This window comes from Pseudomonas sp. BCRC 81390 (assembly GCF_030341915.1).
In the GTDB taxonomy this organism is placed as follows: domain Bacteria; phylum Pseudomonadota; class Gammaproteobacteria; order Pseudomonadales; family Pseudomonadaceae; genus Aquipseudomonas.
Genome location: NZ_JATAAG010000019.1, coordinates 264,219 through 280,314 on the forward strand (window position 1 = coordinate 264,219; position 16,096 = coordinate 280,314).

At 59.0% G+C, this 16,096-nt stretch carries 30 protein-coding genes; 15 read left to right on the forward strand and 15 right to left on the reverse strand.

The features are described 5' to 3' along the window. Positions 1 to 23: 23 nt before the first annotated feature. On the reverse strand, positions 24 to 614 hold the full coding sequence (locus QSV36_RS10155; protein ID WP_289131462.1) for a hypothetical protein: 591 nt from the start codon (positions 612 to 614) through the stop codon (positions 24 to 26). Positions 615 to 725: 111 nt separating this feature from the next. On the opposite strand from QSV36_RS10155, the gene QSV36_RS10160 reads away from it, so the two are divergent. Next, a complete protein-coding gene (locus QSV36_RS10160; RefSeq protein WP_289131463.1) occupies positions 726 to 1,049 on the forward strand; it encodes a hypothetical protein in 324 nt (107 codons plus the stop codon). Here the strand turns inward: QSV36_RS10160 and QSV36_RS10165 are convergent. The 10 genes from QSV36_RS10165 to QSV36_RS10210 all read right to left on the reverse strand — a co-directional run bounded on the left by QSV36_RS10165 (position 1,006) and on the right by QSV36_RS10210 (position 6,222). Further along, positions 1,006 to 1,542 (reverse strand): hypothetical protein, encoded by a 537-nt coding sequence (locus tag QSV36_RS10165; protein ID WP_289131464.1) that lies wholly within the window; start codon positions 1,540 to 1,542, stop codon positions 1,006 to 1,008. The genes QSV36_RS10160 and QSV36_RS10165 overlap by 44 nt on opposite strands. After that, on the reverse strand, positions 1,517 to 1,882 hold the full coding sequence (locus QSV36_RS10170) for a DUF7740 domain-containing protein (RefSeq protein WP_289131465.1): 366 nt from the start codon (positions 1,880 to 1,882) through the stop codon (positions 1,517 to 1,519). Before QSV36_RS10170 ends, QSV36_RS10165 begins: the two co-directional genes overlap by 26 nt. An 81-nt stretch (positions 1,883 to 1,963) precedes the next feature. Beyond that, a complete protein-coding gene (locus tag QSV36_RS10175; RefSeq protein ID WP_289131467.1) occupies positions 1,964 to 2,512 on the reverse strand; it encodes a hypothetical protein in 549 nt (182 codons plus the stop codon). Between the two features lies 1 nt (position 2,513). Next, entirely contained in the window at positions 2,514 to 3,077 is a 564-nt protein-coding gene (locus tag QSV36_RS10180; RefSeq protein ID WP_289131468.1) for a siphovirus Gp157 family protein, read from the reverse strand. Further along, complete coding sequence (locus QSV36_RS10185; RefSeq protein WP_289131469.1) at positions 3,074 to 3,805, reverse strand: hypothetical protein; 732 nt, start codon at positions 3,803 to 3,805, stop codon at positions 3,074 to 3,076. Before QSV36_RS10185 ends, QSV36_RS10180 begins: the two co-directional genes overlap by 4 nt. Before the next feature lie 283 nt (positions 3,806 to 4,088). Continuing rightward, on the reverse strand, positions 4,089 to 4,304 hold the full coding sequence (locus QSV36_RS10190) for a hypothetical protein (protein WP_289131470.1): 216 nt from the start codon (positions 4,302 to 4,304) through the stop codon (positions 4,089 to 4,091). After that, the gene (locus QSV36_RS10195; protein WP_289131472.1) at positions 4,301 to 4,492 is read right to left on the reverse strand and encodes a hypothetical protein; all 192 of its coding nucleotides are present in this window, start codon (positions 4,490 to 4,492) and stop codon (positions 4,301 to 4,303) included. Before QSV36_RS10195 ends, QSV36_RS10190 begins: the two co-directional genes overlap by 4 nt. Then, positions 4,489 to 4,917 carry a hypothetical protein gene (locus QSV36_RS10200; RefSeq protein ID WP_289131473.1) on the reverse strand — a complete coding sequence of 143 codons (429 nt, stop codon included), beginning with the start codon at positions 4,915 to 4,917 and terminating at the stop codon, positions 4,489 to 4,491. Before QSV36_RS10200 ends, QSV36_RS10195 begins: the two co-directional genes overlap by 4 nt. Before the next feature lie 20 nt (positions 4,918 to 4,937). Next, on the reverse strand, positions 4,938 to 5,351 hold the full coding sequence (locus QSV36_RS10205) for a hypothetical protein (protein WP_289131474.1): 414 nt from the start codon (positions 5,349 to 5,351) through the stop codon (positions 4,938 to 4,940). A 598-nt stretch (positions 5,352 to 5,949) separates the two neighbouring features. Beyond that, on the reverse strand, positions 5,950 to 6,222 hold the full coding sequence (locus tag QSV36_RS10210; RefSeq protein WP_289131475.1) for a hypothetical protein: 273 nt from the start codon (positions 6,220 to 6,222) through the stop codon (positions 5,950 to 5,952). A gap of 487 nt (positions 6,223 to 6,709) precedes the next feature. Between QSV36_RS10210 and QSV36_RS10215 the strand changes: the two genes are divergently transcribed. Further along, positions 6,710 to 7,036 (forward strand): DUF1654 domain-containing protein, encoded by a 327-nt coding sequence (locus QSV36_RS10215; RefSeq protein WP_289131476.1) that lies wholly within the window; start codon positions 6,710 to 6,712, stop codon positions 7,034 to 7,036. 39 nt (positions 7,037 to 7,075) lie between these two features. Here the strand turns inward: QSV36_RS10215 and QSV36_RS10220 are convergent, their stop codons facing one another. Genes QSV36_RS10220 through QSV36_RS10235 form a run of 4 tightly spaced genes read right to left on the reverse strand, consistent with a single transcriptional unit; the run spans position 7,076 to position 9,801 of the window. Next, positions 7,076 to 7,579: a hypothetical protein gene (locus tag QSV36_RS10220; protein WP_289131477.1), complete on the reverse strand. Its 504-nt coding sequence runs from the start codon at positions 7,577 to 7,579 to the stop codon at positions 7,076 to 7,078. After that, positions 7,572 to 7,886: an STAS-like domain-containing protein gene (locus QSV36_RS10225; protein ID WP_289131478.1), complete on the reverse strand. Its 315-nt coding sequence runs from the start codon at positions 7,884 to 7,886 to the stop codon at positions 7,572 to 7,574. Before QSV36_RS10225 ends, QSV36_RS10220 begins: the two co-directional genes overlap by 8 nt. Next, positions 7,879 to 8,946: an ATP-binding protein gene (locus QSV36_RS10230; protein WP_289131479.1), complete on the reverse strand. Its 1,068-nt coding sequence runs from the start codon at positions 8,944 to 8,946 to the stop codon at positions 7,879 to 7,881. The genes QSV36_RS10225 and QSV36_RS10230 overlap by 8 nt, the downstream gene beginning before the upstream one ends. Positions 8,947 to 8,994: 48 nt before the next feature. After that, complete coding sequence (locus tag QSV36_RS10235) at positions 8,995 to 9,801, reverse strand: XRE family transcriptional regulator (protein WP_289131480.1); 807 nt, start codon at positions 9,799 to 9,801, stop codon at positions 8,995 to 8,997. Positions 9,802 to 9,904: 103 nt separating this feature from the next. Between QSV36_RS10235 and QSV36_RS10240 the strand changes: the two genes are divergently transcribed. From QSV36_RS10240 to QSV36_RS10300, 13 genes are all read left to right on the forward strand, one after another. Further along, positions 9,905 to 10,120 carry a helix-turn-helix transcriptional regulator gene (locus tag QSV36_RS10240; protein ID WP_009397152.1) on the forward strand — a complete coding sequence of 72 codons (216 nt, stop codon included), beginning with the start codon at positions 9,905 to 9,907 and terminating at the stop codon, positions 10,118 to 10,120. Between the two features lie 30 nt (positions 10,121 to 10,150). Next, positions 10,151 to 10,339 (forward strand): hypothetical protein, encoded by a 189-nt coding sequence (locus QSV36_RS10245; RefSeq protein WP_039615332.1) that lies wholly within the window; start codon positions 10,151 to 10,153, stop codon positions 10,337 to 10,339. A 19-nt stretch (positions 10,340 to 10,358) separates the two neighbouring features. Then, complete coding sequence (locus QSV36_RS10250; protein WP_274093845.1) at positions 10,359 to 10,538, forward strand: ribbon-helix-helix domain-containing protein; 180 nt, start codon at positions 10,359 to 10,361, stop codon at positions 10,536 to 10,538. A 167-nt stretch (positions 10,539 to 10,705) separates the two neighbouring features. Next, positions 10,706 to 11,434 carry a Rha family transcriptional regulator gene (locus QSV36_RS10255; protein WP_353853228.1) on the forward strand — a complete coding sequence of 243 codons (729 nt, stop codon included), beginning with the start codon at positions 10,706 to 10,708 and terminating at the stop codon, positions 11,432 to 11,434. Beyond that, positions 11,434 to 12,213, forward strand: coding sequence for an LvrA C-terminal domain-related protein (locus QSV36_RS10260; protein WP_289131482.1), 780 nt, complete (start codon positions 11,434 to 11,436; stop codon positions 12,211 to 12,213). Before QSV36_RS10255 ends, QSV36_RS10260 begins: the two co-directional genes overlap by 1 nt. Continuing rightward, positions 12,210 to 12,971, forward strand: a complete 762-nt coding sequence (locus QSV36_RS10265) for a replication protein P (protein ID WP_289131483.1) — start codon at positions 12,210 to 12,212, stop codon at positions 12,969 to 12,971. Before QSV36_RS10260 ends, QSV36_RS10265 begins: the two co-directional genes overlap by 4 nt. After that, entirely contained in the window at positions 12,968 to 13,186 is a 219-nt protein-coding gene (locus QSV36_RS10270) for a hypothetical protein (RefSeq protein WP_289131484.1), read from the forward strand. Before QSV36_RS10265 ends, QSV36_RS10270 begins: the two co-directional genes overlap by 4 nt. Next, a complete protein-coding gene (locus QSV36_RS10275) occupies positions 13,183 to 13,653 on the forward strand; it encodes a NinB/YbcN family protein (RefSeq protein WP_289131485.1) in 471 nt (156 codons plus the stop codon). Before QSV36_RS10270 ends, QSV36_RS10275 begins: the two co-directional genes overlap by 4 nt. Continuing rightward, the gene (locus tag QSV36_RS10280; RefSeq protein ID WP_289131486.1) at positions 13,650 to 13,880 is read left to right on the forward strand and encodes a hypothetical protein; all 231 of its coding nucleotides are present in this window, start codon (positions 13,650 to 13,652) and stop codon (positions 13,878 to 13,880) included. The genes QSV36_RS10275 and QSV36_RS10280 overlap by 4 nt, the downstream gene beginning before the upstream one ends. Then, the gene (locus QSV36_RS10285; RefSeq protein WP_289131487.1) at positions 13,877 to 14,482 is read left to right on the forward strand and encodes a recombination protein NinG; all 606 of its coding nucleotides are present in this window, start codon (positions 13,877 to 13,879) and stop codon (positions 14,480 to 14,482) included. The genes QSV36_RS10280 and QSV36_RS10285 overlap by 4 nt, the downstream gene beginning before the upstream one ends. Then, entirely contained in the window at positions 14,479 to 14,601 is a 123-nt protein-coding gene (locus tag QSV36_RS10290; protein ID WP_289131488.1) for a hypothetical protein, read from the forward strand. Before QSV36_RS10285 ends, QSV36_RS10290 begins: the two co-directional genes overlap by 4 nt. Next, positions 14,598 to 15,287, forward strand: a complete 690-nt coding sequence (locus tag QSV36_RS10295) for a hypothetical protein (RefSeq protein ID WP_289131489.1) — start codon at positions 14,598 to 14,600, stop codon at positions 15,285 to 15,287. Before QSV36_RS10290 ends, QSV36_RS10295 begins: the two co-directional genes overlap by 4 nt. Positions 15,288 to 15,522: 235 nt before the next feature. Beyond that, positions 15,523 to 16,032: an acyloxyacyl hydrolase gene (locus QSV36_RS10300; RefSeq protein WP_289131490.1), complete on the forward strand. Its 510-nt coding sequence runs from the start codon at positions 15,523 to 15,525 to the stop codon at positions 16,030 to 16,032. Positions 16,033 to 16,096: the final 64 nt, after the last annotated feature.

The window sequence follows — 16,096 nt, forward strand, 5'->3', positions numbered from 1 at the left end:
TGCTGGCGGGCAGCGCCGGAGGGTCAGGCGGTGGCGTCTTCAGCCGCAGGCTTTGGCTGGTAGACAAGCGTGCCGTCGAGGATGGCGGCCTTAATCGCTTCGAACTCCCAGGCGTAGTACTGCGACTCGACGTAAACCCGTAGCTCGGGGTAGTCGTGCTGCTTGCGGCGAATGAAGGCCTCGGCCGCTTCCTTGGTAAAGTGGCTATTCACGATTTCCCAGCGCTTGTTCCAGCCGGTGACGGTATGGTCTTCGAGTTCGGCTAGGAGCTGCCACTGGTCATCCGTATCCAGCTCGAGGAAATCGCATTCGTGGTCGATCTGGACCGCCTGGTTGATCTCCTGCTGCTCTTCCTCATCGAGAGCTGCCCAGTATTCTTCAGGGCTGAACCATCTGTTGTCTTCCAAGCAGACGACCAAGCCCTCGGCGTAGTCAGCCTCATAGCCATAGTCGATGCGCTTCTGCTGCAAGGTGAACAGCGCGCATGCCGTGTGGTGCCACTTCACGCCCTGGCCGTTGCAGTGGTGACGCAGGCGGGTCACGAAGTCCGACCAGGCATCAGCGCTCATCGGGTGCCCGGTTGCCAGGCTAGGGCTGGAGTCGGTGTTGCTCATGGCTTTCTCCATGCATGCGCCGCCCTCCGTGGCCGGATACGGCATGGTGGCAATTTGGTTTGGGATGGGGTATTACGGGTGACCGGCATGGGGCCGGGCTAGGGAGTTTCAATGCGTGAGTCGAGTGTTTCAGTGGATCACCTCACCGCACACGGAATTGAGATCTGCACGCGTCACGGAAAGGCATATGAGCTGGCGGAAATGCTCAGTTTTTGCGTAGCAATCGCTCAAAAGGGGCTACAAAAACGTGTAATCAGCTTGTTCTACGACTCAAACAGCTGCTGTTGTACGTTTGAGCTATGTCCGTCAGTAGAGCAGTACGACGACGTTGCGGACGAGATCGAAAAGGCCGCTTTGAAAACTATCGGACAGTTCGAGTGGTTTGGGACCATCAAGCATGGCCTGCCGATGGAGTTTGATCCGGAGGAATTATGACGTCTCCCGGATCCTGCTGAATCATCTGCATGCTCTTCCGGTCGAATGCCAAGGCCAGGCGCGGCGAGATGATGATCTGATGTCGCGGCGGGGTGAGAAACTTCGCCGCGGGCCGCCGCCCCAGGGCGTGGATGCCATGGATCAGTGCCTCGATCATCTGGCTGTACGTGGCGTCGGCCCAGCCACATATAGAGCGCAGGTGCTGGCCGGTTCTCTTCCTGGCTGACAGCCGAAGCGGCTCAGTCCGCACCACAGACCGGTGAACTTCGATTTCGTGGCGCGCAATCCTGAACAAGGCGTGATGCCCGAGCGCTTCGATGTGATGAATCATCAGCGTCAGCGCCTCGCCTTGTTCCTCGATCCCGGCCCACTCCATCAGTTCCAGCAGGGCCTGTTTAGTCCCTGGTCGAACCTTCAAGCGCAGGTCTTCTTCCTGCAGGCGCTCGGCCTTGGCCCTGCGCTTCTCGTCACGCTGCTGCTGCGTCAGAGCCATCATCGCCTCCATTGCGCGCGAAGGTGGCGCCAGACCCGATGTCGAGCAGGTCGCAAACCCGGTTGATGATCTTGAGCGCGGCGTCGAACACCTTGGCGTCGTCCGGCTCGCGGGCCAGGCGCTTCATGTTCGGCTGGTGCTCCAGGCAGACCTTGTCGACCAGGCGCCGGGCCAGCCTGCGCAGGTGATCGGCGCTATCGTGCATGCGCAGGCTCAGCGCGAAGGCCAGTGCCACATCATCAGGCCGGTACTGGCCGCCACTGCGGGTGATGTACAGCTTCTTGACGGGTCGATTCATCCAGGCGGGCAGGGTGACGACTCCAGAGGGTGCTTTCTGCATTTCTGTGCTCCGTGAGGCCGCTGGGCGGCAGGTGGAACTGTTCTTGCCGCCGGCGCTGGCGGACCAGGTTGTTGAGCCTTTTCATTTCCTGATGCGAACCCGTGGGAAGTCGATACCGTTGCGCTCGATGATGTTGACCAGCGTCCCGTAGTTGAGGCCCAACTGCTCGGCCACCTGGGCGCGGTGCAGGCCGGTATCCCGCAACGCGCAGATCCGCTGGACCACCTTCAGCTCTTCGATCCGCTTCAGGTTGCGCTGGATCTGGCGCTGGGCATCGCGCTTGCTGTTGGCCGACTTCTTCCGCTCCGGGCGCCGAAAAACGAAGTTGCCTTCGCGTGCAGCTCGGAATAGGGCCTGCTTGGATATACCTGTGGCCTCGTGGACCTGCTGGCAGGTCATGGTTTTGGCCATCTCGGCAACCTGGTCGGCGCGGGCTTTCATTTTTTCGTTTCGGGGCGATGTCGCGGCTTTCTTGGGAGCAAGCTTCGCGGCCGGTACTGGCTGCGCTTCGGGGCCTTTGTGCGGAGGCAGCGGCCGATAGGTGAAGCCCTCCAGCACGACAAGTTGGCCGCCAGACGCGAAGAAGGCCGCTTTGGCGGCCTCCAGGTCGATTGATTGGTTCATGCTCACCTCACTTGATGCGGATCGAGCTTTCGCCGCGCTCAAGGTGCGCCCAGGCTGGCTCGGGGATGAGTTCATGTTCGCAGTCTTCGCCGGCGGCCATGCGCTTGCGGACTGCCTCGTTGTGCTCGCGGTCAGCCTTAAGCTTCGCGGCGATCGCGTTCTTGTCCGGCGCGATCTTGGTCTGGACTGACGTCAGTTCGTCCGGTACCGCCTGCTCGTTGTCGACGATTACCTTCTCCTTGCCAGCGACCAGGCTAATGGTGAAAAGTGGGCGCTTGATCGTCTTGATGTTGGCCGCGTCCATGTTCCGGCGCAGGTAGTCGGTGATGGCCGTGACGCTGTTGGCCTTGATGCGCTTGAGTTCGTTGAGGCGGTCGATTTCCGCGTCGATCGCGCTGATGTCGCCCTCGATGTTCCGGCGCAGCATGACGATGTTGTCAGCCTTCACCTCGAACTCGCCTTGGATGCCGGCCATGGTGTCCTGAATGGCCTGCTTTAGGCCTTCGTCGTCGGTGTCGCACATGGCGGCCAGTTCGGCCATCTGGCCGGTGAGTGCGTAGAGCTGGGTCATGCTGCGTCTCCCTGGGCGAAGTTAGGGGAAAGGGTGGCAAGCTCCTTGGCGATGCGCTTGACGCCGGCATCGTCCCGGCGTGCGGTGAGTCTGCGCACAGCGTGGTCGTGGATCTTCTTGAGCTCCTGCAGGCTCTGTGCGCCCTGCATGGTCTCGATCGTTCCCTTCAGGAAGTCCAGGCGCTCCTGCTTCTGCTTCTCGATCTCGGCCTCGCGATCCTCGGCCTGCTCGATGGCCTGCTCGGCCTGCAGCTGCTGCACGTAGTTCACGTCATCGAACATGCCCAGGAACACGTCGGCGCTGAAGCCCAGCATGGACAGGGCTTTCTTGATGGCGTCGGTCAGCGACTTCTTCGGCGCCTCGCCATCAGTGGTCATGCCGTACTTGGTCTTGTACTGGTACCGGGTGCACCCATACTGCTCGACCTCGCCGCGCTGGCCATCCTGCATGAACCAGAGTTGGATCTTGACGGTGTGGCCGATCTCCCGGCCCAGGCAGATTCGCTTGTCGCCCTCGCCGGCAAACACCTCGTGGCCGTCATCAAATCGCTCTTCGAGGACCTTCCAGCCCCAGCCGATTCCGACCGGGCCAAACATTTCGGTGGCCTTCATGACCATCGCGGTGCCGTTCAGGCTGGTGATCTTCTGGCCGCCGACCTCGGCGTTCTTGGTGTAGCGGGTATCGGTGGTCTGCACCTGCTCCCAGATGCGCATGTTGGTTGTGGACATTGGAAAACCTCGCGCCAGGCCGGCGCCGTCAGTTGGAATAGGGAATGCCAGGTCACCCAGGCACGGAGGTACGCTCCAGGCCCTGGCTGCGGTGGATGGTTGCGCGCTCTCGCCGCTTACGCTCCGGGTAGGTCCGGTTATCCCCTAAGGGCCCGCCGGGCTCGGGTGTGTGTTCAGGAAGTGATGCTGCCGGCCAGTGCGCTGACGAGCATGAAGACGGTGCAGGCGAAGAGCATGGAGAAGGAGCCGCGCCAGAACGCCCAGCGTCTGGCCTGCTGGCGGCTCACGTGCGTACCTCATAGGCCAGGGTGCACATGCCGCAGAGGTAGGCCCGGCCCGACCAGGCCGCCGGATTTTCGATGTGAGCCAGGCGCGCCTGGTTCATTGCGTCCTCCATGGTCAGGCCCTTGAACACCAGAAGGATGCGGTCATCTGGCACGGCCTGGGCGACCTCTGCCACCTGCTCGTCGATGAGCGACGGGAAAATCGGCGTAGTCATGCAACCTCCTTGCGCCCATCAACGATCTTGTTGAGGCGCCCGCAGTAGTGGTTGAACTCTTCGATGGTGATGCGCTGGTCGGCCATCATTTCGGTGAGCTGCTTCTGGATCATCACAGACCAGCTCAGCGGGGTTGATGGATGGGCCAGGGCATCAAGCTCTTCGTCAAGCAGAACGTGCGGGCTCAAAACCCGCACTCCAGAATCTCGCGCTCGCGGTCCTGCTCGGCTGCGACGGCCTTGGCGGCTACCGGGCGAAGCAGGTCGGCGGCGATATCCTTGAGGACCTTCGGCCCGCCAAGCAGGTAGGTGCACAACTCCATGATGAAGCCCTTGTTGCCGGTACCCATGCCAGCCATGACCAGCTTGCCGAAGGCGTCCTGTTGGTCCAGGCCGTCGATCTGGCGGTTGTTCAAGTGGTCCTGCACCGCCCGGGCGAAGTCGGCCTGGGTGATCTCGCTGCGTTCCCCGCGATAACCCCAGCCGACCCGGTAGCCCAGGACCAGCTTCTGCGCGTTGGATTCGATCCACTCCACCTGGTCGGCGTCATCGTCGCTCACCGCCGGCGGCATCCGGTTGTCGTACTCAAACTGTGCTGCTCGAAGTGCGCCCATGGTCGCCTCCAGGTGGTGGGTCAGTCGGTGTATGCGATGTACTTGAAGCGGCCGTTGCCGAATTGCTCGAAGCGGCCGCCGAAGGTTCCGCGAACCTCGCGCTCGACCTCTTTGCGGCTCATGTGCTGCGGGTACACACCTTCCTTGATCATCGAAAAGTGGGTGTGAGGCACGAAGCGCCAATCGACCTTGCTTGGGTCAAGCGGTTGCGGCTCTGGTGACTGCCACGGCTCGCCCTTGTAAGTCTCGGGCGGCGGCGGTGGGTCTTCCAACTCCTCCCAGCCGCAGGCTTCGCAGTAGCCGCGCGGTGCGGTGCAAGCGCCGCAAGGTGGTGATATGTGGCAACTGCAATTCACCACCTTGTGCGATTCGATGACGCCCACGCAGCCGTCACGGCCGCAGGTATCGCCCTCGCAATATCCGAGTTCGCTCATGTTCGTTTGCTCGCGTGGCAACCGCATTGGCCAGGAGCCAGGCGCGGGTGACCAAACCCACCGTGAAAGGTGGCCTGGCGCCTGCCAATGCGGTCGATATGTCGGGATGGGGGTAGGAAAGAAGGGGGGGGGTGTTGCTGAATCTGGGGTGAAGTAGCAGAGGAGCCGGCGGTAGAGGCCTGCTCTGAGCCGCCGGCAGTAAGAATGGTCACTCCACGATGCAGATCCAGCGGTGGTTATGCCGGTAAGGCGCTCTGGTAAATGCGATGTCTGAAACTAGGTACATACCGCGCTCCTGGAGCGCTTCGGTAAGTTGAGCGAGTGTCTCTGCTTCGATAGTCATTGCTGTTACCTCGTCAGATGTACTGCGTTCATAAATCCTGACCGAGATGGCAATTAGCAGATTCAATTTTTTTAACTGCGTCGGAGCTGCATCGGGGTGTGATCTGGTCTTGAGCGCCCCGTTACCGCGTTTCGGCGCATCCATCTAGGCGCTTGGGTTTCAGCGGCCACGGCTCACAGATCACACTCCGATGAAACCCGCGATGGGGAGCGGGGGATCGGGCGGTTAACGTCAGGCGGATGGGGTGCAGGTGGTTCAGTCGCCCTCGCCCTGGGCGAGCATCTTCTCGATGTCTGCCGAAGCGGGCTTATTCCAGTTTTTGATCAGACCTGTCTCGAGGTCGATATTCAGGATTAGGTAGTCGCCGTAATGGTTACCTGGAAAGAAATCCGGCACGTAGCCTTCGTAAGTTCCGACCTCGTCGCCTTGGGCATCTTGTAGACCGGCGGCGAAGCCATCGCTCACCTTGATGTGCAGGCGAATCTCGGTCACATCGACCTGCTCCGTTTTCTGCTGGTTGATCTGCATGCTGCATTCCTCGGTTGATTTCCCGGCAGCCACTCGTTGGAATGGCTGCGAGTGAAACCTGCCGCGACCCGCTACTGGCGTCAGTTGCGCGGCAATCTTCTGGTTGTTCCTCCAGCCGCGGGCCTCTCGGCATTTCTTCCCGCTGGATAACTGGTCTCGGCGCTTTACGCTGCACGCCCGGGGCAGTTGCCACCCCTCTGGACTGTTCAGGCCTGTCCATCGCTGCCTTTGAATTTCGGCCGGTGTCGATCCGGCAAGGTGTGTCGCTAAAGAGCGGTGAGGCTTGAGGGCCTCTGCAGTCCCTCGTGAGTAACTGCGTGTTGAGGCAAATATCACGCAATGTGTTTTTTAAGTCAACACGAAATGTGATTTGTTTTTTTTTCAAGGCCGTTTTGAAATTCCTCCAAGCGAAGCGTGTTCACCTTTCACAAGGCGTGATGTATGCTCTACCCAATACTGGATGGATGTACAGTTAACGGAGGAGTTAATGGCCAAGCAGAGGAAGTCGGCGCCGCAGGCGCGCCAGGAAATGACCGGACTGGAACGCCTAGGCCTGCGGGTTTCGTCGATGATCAATCACCCGATCGCGCAGGCTCAGCGCTGGGTGACGATCCATCGCCTGGACACGGATGGAGACATGGAGTGGGAGGAGGTGATGGGGCTGCTGGCCGAAACGCCAGAGCTGGATCTGACGTTCAACGACGACGAGAGCGTGACGGTGAAGTGGGAGGCGCAAAATGCCGAAGATCGAGACGACCTGGTTGCAGAGAGAGATTGGGAAGTGGAGAGGGTAGAGGAGGAGGCGCCTTTCTGACGAAAAAAGCCCGCTAAGGAGCGGGCTTTTTTATATGTTCTATTGGATGTCTATTCTGTCGCATTCGATACGCAGCTTTTCTCGGAAGTCAGAGAAAGAGTCCATAAATCCACGTATGACACTGGAATCATGAGCTTCCGCAGGGCGTCTGAGGGATTGAAAGTTTCCTCCAGTTATAAGCCTTTTGAGGTGGAAAAACTCCGAGCTTGCGGTTGGCCACAAGAACTTTTTGTATGACCAGATCCTTGAAGAAATATCTTTTGTTTTCTGAGTAATGACTAAGCCAGTGCACCCGATTTCAGTGCCAGGTTTCATCCAGTGTTCTATTGATAGTGCACAAAGTTCGTCTAGATCTTTGGATAGCTGCTCAATTCTAATTTTTTGTTGGAACTTTATGCGTTCAAGTTTGGTTTTTTCTTCTAGGGATTCCAAGTCGCTTTTATTTTTTTTATTGGATGCCCATTGGCGGAATCCCCCAAAGAGTGAGACGGCAAGTGCCAGCCATGCTGGAAAGTCCCCCAAACCAATTCCTGAATCAGCCATGAGCGCTATCTATATATGTCCATATTTCGTCAATTACGAAAGGATCTTCTTTGTAGATGAATCTGAGCTTCTTATGAAGAGCGTCTTTCGTGAACTTTTTCAGTCGAACAAGCCCCCCGAAGGCTTCTTCTAGAAACGATGATCCGTAACCCATTGACCCATCTAAGTCAACTTCTACTAAATCGAACTCTCTTAATCTCGGCTCAAGTAGGTCATCTCGAAAAACCTCACCGGAAAAATCACCATCATCGCGATATCGCCCCGCTGGGTATTCGCTAAAATCCTTCGCGATTGTGATCTTAGTCATGCTCATTTTCCAAATCCTGCTTTTCTGTGACCGGTATCGACCACTGAATGATGGTGCCCAGTATAGATTCATCGTAGGCCCCTAGGGTATACCTTGGGGCGCCACCCCCACAATCAACCCCTACGACGCCCATGTTGCTGTAGACGTGCAGCCTTCCGCCGAGTTCCTCAGCGGCCTTTAGGATGTTGCGCTTTAGACCTTTGCCTCGGTGGTCCTGCTCGGTCCGGGTACGACCAAGCTCCAAGGAGCGCCGAATCATGCGGCTATCCCGCTTACCAGGTGATAGGGTGGTCAGGCGGAGTATGTCTGTCAGCTGTTCAGCCCAGCGCTCAGGAAGCGTTACGGGGATGCCTAAACCCAAGTCGCAAAAAACCACATGAAGCCACCCATCCAAAACCTCGGCGAATACCCACCAGCGGCGCTCGTCAGCATCGGGAGAGCCGCTAAGACGATCGCCACGAGGCCGTATGTATGCGTGATGGACAGCGTTGTCCATGGCCTCGCCGACGCCGGTAACCAGCTTTTGATAACCTTTAGGCACTTGGTTACGAATGGCTTTCATCAATACGTCGGCGCTTTTTTGGTTTACACTTACGTCCGAAGCGTAATTCCAGTTGACGACATTGGTGTCTTTTTCAGTAATTTTCTGTCGGTGAGGCTTTTTTAGGATCCTCAATAGGCCAACCTGTTGAAATACTTTTTCTGCAGTGTCGTCTTTTGGATAGTTACAGGTGATTGTGCATTTTTCGCCCAGGACTCGAGTAATCCTATCAATTTCCGCCAGCATCAAAAGCATGCCGGTGCTGAAGACTTTTTCAATTGGGTAGAAATTAATTTTGACGGAACTGTTCCTAGTACACTGCTTTCTCAATGCTCTAAGAAAACGGATGAGTTCAGATTGCGCAGAACGATTGTGTAGTCCGATTTGGGATGGAGCATTCACTATTACGTCTGCCTTTTGGGAGGGCCGAGAGCTCTTCTCTCCCCTGGCACGTGCTCGAGCCCGACTGGCCGATATTCGTCGTTGTCTGTCGTAATAGTCGTCGGGCAGTAATTTCAAGCTATGCTCCTTGCAAATTATAATTTGCGCCCAGGTTTTTGGCGCTGATCAAACTAGGTGCGCATTCCAGACTAGAAGCACTCGGGCCTGAATGTAGGTCATGTCCCGCCGGATCAGCCGATCCTTGTGCCGCGGGTTGTCCGAAATCATCTCGAAGTGCTCCTCATCAGCCACCTGCAGGCGCTTGATGTAGAGCAGGTCATCCCAGACGAAGAGGTATATCCCGTCACCCACGAACTCGCGAACGTTGATGTTCACGATCAGCGGGTCGCGGTGCTTGATGGTGGGCTCCATCGACTGGCCCCAGCCGGTGACTACCTTCAGATGGAAGTGTTCTTCGAATTCAACACCCAGCTCACGAAGATGGCTCGGGCTGACGCGAATGTCCTTGATCAGTTCTGGGTAGTCGTGCGCGTTCTGACCACCGCCCATCGACGCCCGGACATCGTAGTGGGCTATCCACACCTCATCACCAACCAGGCCTGGGCGAGAGAAGTCAGCCTCAATCACATCTGACGGTTGCGGCTCCTCGGCTGCTGCGAGAAGCCGGCGGCGCGCCTCTTCGGAAAAGCCTTTTCCGCTCTTTGCGAGCATCTGCTTCACAAGGTCGGCCATGCTCCGCTCCGGCGCGGCAGTTGGTTCTGGCGCCGGCGAATTCAGGAGCAGCTCGGACTGATCAACGCCCAAGGCTGCTGCCATTGAGGCGATATCGGCCAGGGTCGGCTCGCGAGTGCCGACCTCATAGTTACCAACCCGGGATTGCGATTTCCAGCCGCAGGCCTCCGCAAGCTGGGCCTGGGACATCCCTTTGGCTTTTCTCAGGCGCTTGATGCGCTGGCTCAATGATTCGTTCATGCGCGGAATTTCATCACGAAACGAAATACCCGGCTTTCACTTATTGTGATTGCAACTAACACGAAACGTGTTTATCCTCTGGTCATCAATGGAGGAAGACCGTATGAACCAAGTCCGAACGATCCGCGAAAGGGCTGGCGTTACCCAGGCAGCGCTGCGCCGTCAGCTCGGCTGGAATCAGTCCCGCCTGGCCAATTACGAATCAGGCCTCAGGAATCCGGGCCTTCAAGAGGCGCGCCAGATCGTGGAAGCGCTGAACGTCCTGGGCGCCAGTTGCGCCCTTGATGATGCGTTCCCGCCGGCACAAGTCGCCGCCTAACCATTTCCAACTGCAAGGAGCTACTCCCGCATGTACGCCAACCGCAATCACCTGCATGACCGCGAGATCAAGGTCCGGGTCGATGAGGACACGTTCGAACTGATTCAGGCGCTGGCCAAGTTTCATCGCACCCAGCGCGCTGTGCTCTGCCGAGAGCTTCTGGAAGCTCAACTGGCCGCCCTGGCCTCGGAGAATACCGGCGATCAGAACGTGGCCTGAAGGCCCTTAGGAGGGGCCCATGCCTATCGAACAGATCGGCTTGGACCAGGAATTGACGAATCAGCTTGAGCAGGAAGCGAAAAGACGGGGCGTCAGCCCTGAAGAACTCGCGGCAGAGCTGATCCGAAAAGAGCTGGCAAGCCGAACGAAGCCTCGCAACCCAAGAGGCAATGTGAAGCCGTTCCACGTCAGGTCCTGACCAGGCCCTGATAAGCCCGAATTGCGGGCACAAAAAAGCCGGGATTGCGGCCCGGCCTTTTCAACTGCATATCACTGGAGTCGATTATGCATATTCAACCACCAGATGTACAGGGCCTCCAGAGGCCCGCGCCACAAAATGCAACCAGCGGTTTCGTGGCGCGCACGATGTCGTCCAGGGAAATTGCCAGCCTGACCGGCAAACGCCATGACAACGTCAAGCGCGACATTGTCGCCATGCTGAAAGACCTCAAGGTCGATCCCCTCAATTTTGAGGACATCTATCTCGACGGGAGAAACCGTGAGCAGGTGCAGTATCTGCTCGACCGCGAGCACACTGATTGCCTGTTGACCGGATATAGCCCGGCGCTGCGTATGAAGGTCATTCGGCGCTGGCGGGAGCTGGAAGGCCAGTCAGAAGCGCGCCAGGCCGCGACAGCCAACGGCACCAAGGTGATCGGTGAAATCGCCATTATGGAGTGCTTTACTCGCCTCCTGAAACCTGCTCCATCCAGCCAACTGGCGATGCTCACCAAGATCGCAGAGAACAACGGGCTCGACCCGCAGTTCCTACCGAGCTACGCCATAGACTCGCCACCGGATGCCACAGGTGGAAGCTCAATTCCGACCATGGCTGTGACAGCGCTACTCAAGCGCCATGGCGTGAACACGTCGGCGCCTGCCTTCAACCGCGCACTGGCCGGGCTTGGCTTCCTCCAGGCTCGAACCCGGCAGAACAGCAAGCGCGAACCTGTGTGCTTCTGGTCCGTGACTGATAAGGGCCTGCGCTACGGCAAGAACATCACCAGCCCTCAGTGCCCGCGAGAAACGCAGCCGCATTGGTACATCGATCGTTTCGAAGAGCTCGTCGACCTAGTCGGCGTGGGAGCCAAGTAATGGCCGGAGACTGGATCAAAATGCGCGTAGATCTTCAGACGCATCCGAAAGTTTTCCGCATGGTGTCCGCATTGCGTGCGGACAGGTTGCGGGTGATCGGCGGACTGCATGTCGCCTGGAGCATCTTTGACACTCACTCTGCTGATGGCGTGCTCCACGGGTACACCACCGAGGCCATGGATGCCGTTATCGGCTGGCCAGGCTTCACTCAGGCCATGGTGGATGTCGAATGGGCTGACATCGATGAGCATGGAAGCCTTGTCATGCCTCGCTTTGATGAGCACAACGGGGCCAGCGCAAAGCGCCGTGCCAACGACAGTGAGCGCAAGCGTGAATCTCGGAAAGCGAATTCTGTCCGCAATCCGTCCGCAAGTGATGCGGACAAAATGCGGACCAGAGAAGAGAAGAGAAGAGAAGAGAAAGAACAAGATCAAAAGCCTTCGTCATCAAGTGATGACTGCGACCTGTTCGCTCAGTTCTGGAAGCTTTACCCGCGGAAGGTGGGAAAGGCCAATGCCGAGAAGGCCTGGTCGAAGCTGAAGGTCGACGCCTTCCTGTTCGAGCGCATGACCAGCGCGCTGGCTGCCTGGACGGTTTCGCCGGATTGGACCAAGGACTGCGGCCAGTTCATCCCACACCCGGCCACCTGGCTGAATGGCAAGCGCTGGGATGACGAGCTGCCGGCGCCCGGAAATGTCCACCAATTCCCGTCCCGCCGCCAGAGCAATGGACCAGATTTCAACGACACGACATGGGCTGATGACCTGGGTGCGCTATGAGCACGCCGAACGCTCCCAAGAGCGTCACGCAGATCATGGCCACGGCCCGCAACCTGCCAGCCGAGGCACAGGCCCCGGCCAAGCAGCTCGACCCGGGGACCACCGATGTAGTCAACGCCCTGTTCAAGGAGCTGCAGGCCATCTTTCCGGCATGGAAGCAGGCCTGGCCGGATGACGACGCGCTGAAGGCTGCCAAGCGCAGCTGGATCAAGTCCTTCGTCGCCGCGGGCATCAACACGCTCGAGCAGATCCGCTTCGGCATCCAGAAGTGCCGGGTGCTGGGTACCGACTTCGCCCCGAGCAGCGGCAAGTTCATCAAGCTGTGCCAGCCGACCCCGGAAGAGATGGGCATTCCGCCGCTTGCGCGAGCCCTGGCAGAGGCGTTGGAGAATTTCCACCCCAGCAGGGCAGGGTCACGCACCTGGTCGCACGCAGCGGTGCGCCACGCAGCTCTGCAGTGCGAGGCGCAGAACCTTGGGTCGATGGAGGTGGAGCGGGCCGAGAAGGTGTTCGCCCGGGCCTACGACATCACGATCCGCATGTTGGTGGCCGGCGAGCCACTGGGCGACATCGCCACCGGTATTGGCCACGACAGCCAGAAGAGCGCCGCCCAGCTGGCCGATGAGTACGCCAGCCAGAAGCAGGCCCGCCTGCTGGAGATCCAGCAGATCCCATCCAGTGCCGCCGCCTGCCGTGCACACCTGCTGGCCAAGTTGAACATCAAACGAGCCGGGCAGCCGGCCGGGGAGGGTGTATGACCGTCGACAAGAAAGCCCTGCAGCCCTTGCTGTGGTCCGTAGTGGCCGCCTGGCGGGCTGATGATCAAGACCTGCAGCGCCACGCCGACGCCCTGGACGTGTTCCTCGGCGAGACGACGGTTGAGGAAGTCGCCCTTGGCCTGCTCGACGAGATCAACCAGCTCAACGCTCGGGTTCGTGCCGCGGAAAAGCAGTTGCAGGAGGTGGAGGCATGACGGAGAAGATCAGCGTCAACAGCCAGGCCAAGCTATCCGAGGCCGTGACCATGCTTACCCGTCTGTTCCGCGACAAGAAGTTCGTCGTGGTCACCATGCGCCCGGGCAAGGACCGTACCCTGGACCAGAACGCCCTGTGGTGGGCGATGTACGACCGGATCGCCAAGAGCACCGAGATGGGTGACATCGAGGATGTGCGTCGCTACTGCAAGCTGCACTTCGGCGTGCCGATCATGCGCGCGGGCTGCGAGGAGTTCCGCACCGGTTGGGCCGAGTCGTTCATCCACCTGCCGTATGAGGTGATGCTGCGCCTGATGGGGCCGTGCGCGATGTTCGGGCCGGATGGCTTCCCGGTCACCCGGCTGTTCGACCGGGCCCAGGGCTGCCAGTACACCGACCGCATCGTGGCCGAGTTCGCGCCGCAGGGTGTGGTGTTCAGCGACCTGTTGGGGGAGGCTGCAGCATGAGAAGGCGTGATTGGTACGACCGTCGCCTGGATAAGCGTGTGGCCCTGCACATCGCCGAGGAGCAGGGGTTGGTGGCTGACAGCACCGAATTCAGGCAGGCCTTGGTCGCCAAGCTTCAGTCCGGTGAAATGACCCTCGATCAGGTGCAGGAGGAGTTGCGCAAGGTCAAACGCGAAGCGAAGAAGAACGGCAAGAAAACGCGCGACCAGATTTGGAGGTCGGCATGAGTCTGACCAAGGAGATCAAGCCCAAAAAGTGCAAGGCCCCAGGTTGCGGCAAGCCCTTCAAACCGTCCATGACCACGCAGAAGGCGTGCAGCATCGCCTGCGCCAAGGCCATGGCCAAAGACCCGAAGCTGCAGAAAATCGCGGCCAGGGCCATCACCAAGCAGGCCCGCCAGGAATTGCAGGAGCGCCGGGAGAGGCTGAAGACCCGTCGAGAGCACATGGCTGAGGCCCAGACCGCGTTCAACGCTTACATCCGCGAGCGCGATGCCGGACTGCCATGCATCAGTTGCGACTCGCTGCCGAGCGACCACGACCTCATCACCGGCAGTCGCTGGGACGCCGGCCATTACCGGTCGGTGGGGGCCTGCCCGGAGTTGCGCTTCGAGCCGCTGAACGTCCACCGGCAGTGCGTGAAGTGCAACCGCAACCTGTCGGGCAACGCGGTCGAGTACCGCATCCGGTTGGTGAAGCGCATCGGCGCCGACCAGGTTGATTGGCTCGAAGGGCCTCATAAGCCCCAGCGCCTGACCATCGAAGACCTGCAGGCCATCAAGGCCCTGTACAGGCAGAAGCTCAAAGACCTACGGAGGGCAGCAGCATGAATTGGACACCAACCGACAGCGCCCAGCTGCTGATCCTGGGCATGTTCATTTTCGCCAGCTACGCCATTGTGCGCGGCATGGTCATCTCGTACCGCCGCAAGAAGGAGCAGGGACGATGAAATACCAAAGCGTTTTGGCAGCAGTGGTCCGTGCCTTGGCCGCGGAGACCATGAGCGGCGTAGGTGGCGGCGACTTCGAGCCGAAGGTCCAAGCCTCGAAGCTGAAGGGGGAGATCGCCGGCAAGGATGCGGCGATGTTGGTGGACTGCTGGGTGCACGCCCGCCTGCACAGCAAGCTGATCCCGCGGCACTGGAATGCACTGACGGCCAGGTTCTCTACCCACAAGGCCAAGAAGGTGGAAGCGATCGGGAAGCTGGTGCCGCTGATTGCGACCCAGGCGCCGAACCTGTTCCGGTACAAGGCGGTAACCGCGTGGGCCATCCCGCCGGTGAAAGGCGTTCAGGCGCAGTCGGGGCATGAGGTGGCCAGTCGGGCGACCCGAGAGCGCGCTGAGTTCGATTCGCTCACCGCTGGCGTGGCCAGGCACCTGGCCGGCGGCGAGATGCCGGAGGACGCAGGGCAGGCGCGCCGCGAGCAGTACGTGAAGCGCTCCACCGACATGATCGTGCTGCCGGCCGAGTTCTACGACATCAACACCTGGGACGGGCAGGGCCTGAACAGGACCACCTACTGGCGGTGGAAGAAGGCAATCGAGAAGGTGCTCGACGAGATGGTGGCAGAGGCGCTGGACGCGTCTGGCAAGATACTTCAGCAGGAAGGCGTTTTGATGGCTGATGCCGCTTGACACCTGTGCAACCATGCAACATTATTTGTTCATCCTGTCATTCCTGTATGTGTTGAGGATTGACGAACAGAACCCGGTCATCGTGCCGGGTTTTTTATTGCCCGAAGAGGCCCTCAAGAGTCCCGCTCCTCACGACTTCAAATATTTTCAGAATTTTTCAGAACCCATGGAACGAATTGATGGCAATCTGATTCACATAGCTTGCTAAGTAAAATTCATCAGGGATTCCGTGATTATGAAAAAAATCATCGCTGCAGCGGTGTTTTCTCTTTTGGGTGTTGCCGCTCAGGCCGCTGAGCTTTCTGGAGCCGTCGGCGCTACCAGTCAGGGCGGTATGACTGCACGCGTTGGGATCGGTTTTGACTGGGACAAGAGCTGGCTGGAAAGCAGCACTGGCCGTCTTACCGGGTACTGGGATGCTGGTTACACCTACTGGGAAGCAGGTGATGCCTCTGGCGGCGCTCATTCGCTGTCCTTTGCGCCAGTTTTCGTTTACGAGTTCGGCAGCGGTAATGTGAAGCCATTCGTTGAGGCGGGCATCGGCGTTGCAGTCTTCTCTGGTACCTCGGCAGGCGACCAGGACTTTGGTTCGGCCTTCAACTTCGAAGACCGCATCGGCGCAGGCTTGAAAATCGGTGAGACTCAGAAGGTTGGTATCCGAGCGATTCACTACTCCAACGCCGGTATCAAGCAGCCGAACGACGGCATCGAGTCGTACTCCCTATTCTACAGCCACCAGATTTAACTTTTCTGCGTAGCTCCCTTGCCCGCCAAGTGCGGGCTTTTTTGTTTCTGGAAGAGGGCCTAAA

Bases quoted from the DNA above. Each gene is read 5' to 3' on its own strand.
- QSV36_RS10155 (WP_289131462.1), bottom strand. From the start codon at position 614: ATGAGCAACACCGACTCCAGCCCTAGCCTGGCAACCGGGCACCCGATG.
- QSV36_RS10160 (WP_289131463.1), top strand. From the start codon at position 726: ATGCGTGAGTCGAGTGTTTCAGTGGATCACCTCACCGCACACGGAATT.
- QSV36_RS10165 (WP_289131464.1), bottom strand. From the start codon at position 1,542: ATGGCTCTGACGCAGCAGCAGCGTGACGAGAAGCGCAGGGCCAAGGCC.
- QSV36_RS10170 (WP_289131465.1), bottom strand. From the start codon at position 1,882: ATGCAGAAAGCACCCTCTGGAGTCGTCACCCTGCCCGCCTGGATGAAT.
- QSV36_RS10180 (WP_289131468.1), bottom strand. From the start codon at position 3,077: ATGACCCAGCTCTACGCACTCACCGGCCAGATGGCCGAACTGGCCGCC.
- QSV36_RS10185 (WP_289131469.1), bottom strand. From the start codon at position 3,805: ATGTCCACAACCAACATGCGCATCTGGGAGCAGGTGCAGACCACCGAT.
- QSV36_RS10190 (WP_289131470.1), bottom strand. From the start codon at position 4,304: ATGACTACGCCGATTTTCCCGTCGCTCATCGACGAGCAGGTGGCAGAG.
- QSV36_RS10200 (WP_289131473.1), bottom strand. From the start codon at position 4,917: ATGGGCGCACTTCGAGCAGCACAGTTTGAGTACGACAACCGGATGCCG.
- QSV36_RS10205 (WP_289131474.1), bottom strand. From the start codon at position 5,351: ATGAGCGAACTCGGATATTGCGAGGGCGATACCTGCGGCCGTGACGGC.
- QSV36_RS10210 (WP_289131475.1), bottom strand. From the start codon at position 6,222: ATGCAGATCAACCAGCAGAAAACGGAGCAGGTCGATGTGACCGAGATT.
- QSV36_RS10215 (WP_289131476.1), top strand. From the start codon at position 6,710: ATGGCCAAGCAGAGGAAGTCGGCGCCGCAGGCGCGCCAGGAAATGACC.
- QSV36_RS10220 (WP_289131477.1), bottom strand. From the start codon at position 7,579: ATGGCTGATTCAGGAATTGGTTTGGGGGACTTTCCAGCATGGCTGGCA.
- QSV36_RS10225 (WP_289131478.1), bottom strand. From the start codon at position 7,886: ATGACTAAGATCACAATCGCGAAGGATTTTAGCGAATACCCAGCGGGG.
- QSV36_RS10235 (WP_289131480.1), bottom strand. From the start codon at position 9,801: ATGAACGAATCATTGAGCCAGCGCATCAAGCGCCTGAGAAAAGCCAAA.
- QSV36_RS10240 (WP_009397152.1), top strand. From the start codon at position 9,905: ATGAACCAAGTCCGAACGATCCGCGAAAGGGCTGGCGTTACCCAGGCA.
- QSV36_RS10245 (WP_039615332.1), top strand. From the start codon at position 10,151: ATGTACGCCAACCGCAATCACCTGCATGACCGCGAGATCAAGGTCCGG.
- QSV36_RS10250 (WP_274093845.1), top strand. From the start codon at position 10,359: ATGCCTATCGAACAGATCGGCTTGGACCAGGAATTGACGAATCAGCTT.
- QSV36_RS10255 (WP_353853228.1), top strand. From the start codon at position 10,706: ATGTCGTCCAGGGAAATTGCCAGCCTGACCGGCAAACGCCATGACAAC.
- QSV36_RS10260 (WP_289131482.1), top strand. From the start codon at position 11,434: ATGGCCGGAGACTGGATCAAAATGCGCGTAGATCTTCAGACGCATCCG.
- QSV36_RS10265 (WP_289131483.1), top strand. From the start codon at position 12,210: ATGAGCACGCCGAACGCTCCCAAGAGCGTCACGCAGATCATGGCCACG.
- QSV36_RS10270 (WP_289131484.1), top strand. From the start codon at position 12,968: ATGACCGTCGACAAGAAAGCCCTGCAGCCCTTGCTGTGGTCCGTAGTG.
- QSV36_RS10275 (WP_289131485.1), top strand. From the start codon at position 13,183: ATGACGGAGAAGATCAGCGTCAACAGCCAGGCCAAGCTATCCGAGGCC.
- QSV36_RS10280 (WP_289131486.1), top strand. From the start codon at position 13,650: ATGAGAAGGCGTGATTGGTACGACCGTCGCCTGGATAAGCGTGTGGCC.
- QSV36_RS10285 (WP_289131487.1), top strand. From the start codon at position 13,877: ATGAGTCTGACCAAGGAGATCAAGCCCAAAAAGTGCAAGGCCCCAGGT.
- QSV36_RS10290 (WP_289131488.1), top strand. From the start codon at position 14,479: ATGAATTGGACACCAACCGACAGCGCCCAGCTGCTGATCCTGGGCATG.
- QSV36_RS10295 (WP_289131489.1), top strand. From the start codon at position 14,598: ATGAAATACCAAAGCGTTTTGGCAGCAGTGGTCCGTGCCTTGGCCGCG.
- QSV36_RS10300 (WP_289131490.1), top strand. From the start codon at position 15,523: ATGAAAAAAATCATCGCTGCAGCGGTGTTTTCTCTTTTGGGTGTTGCC.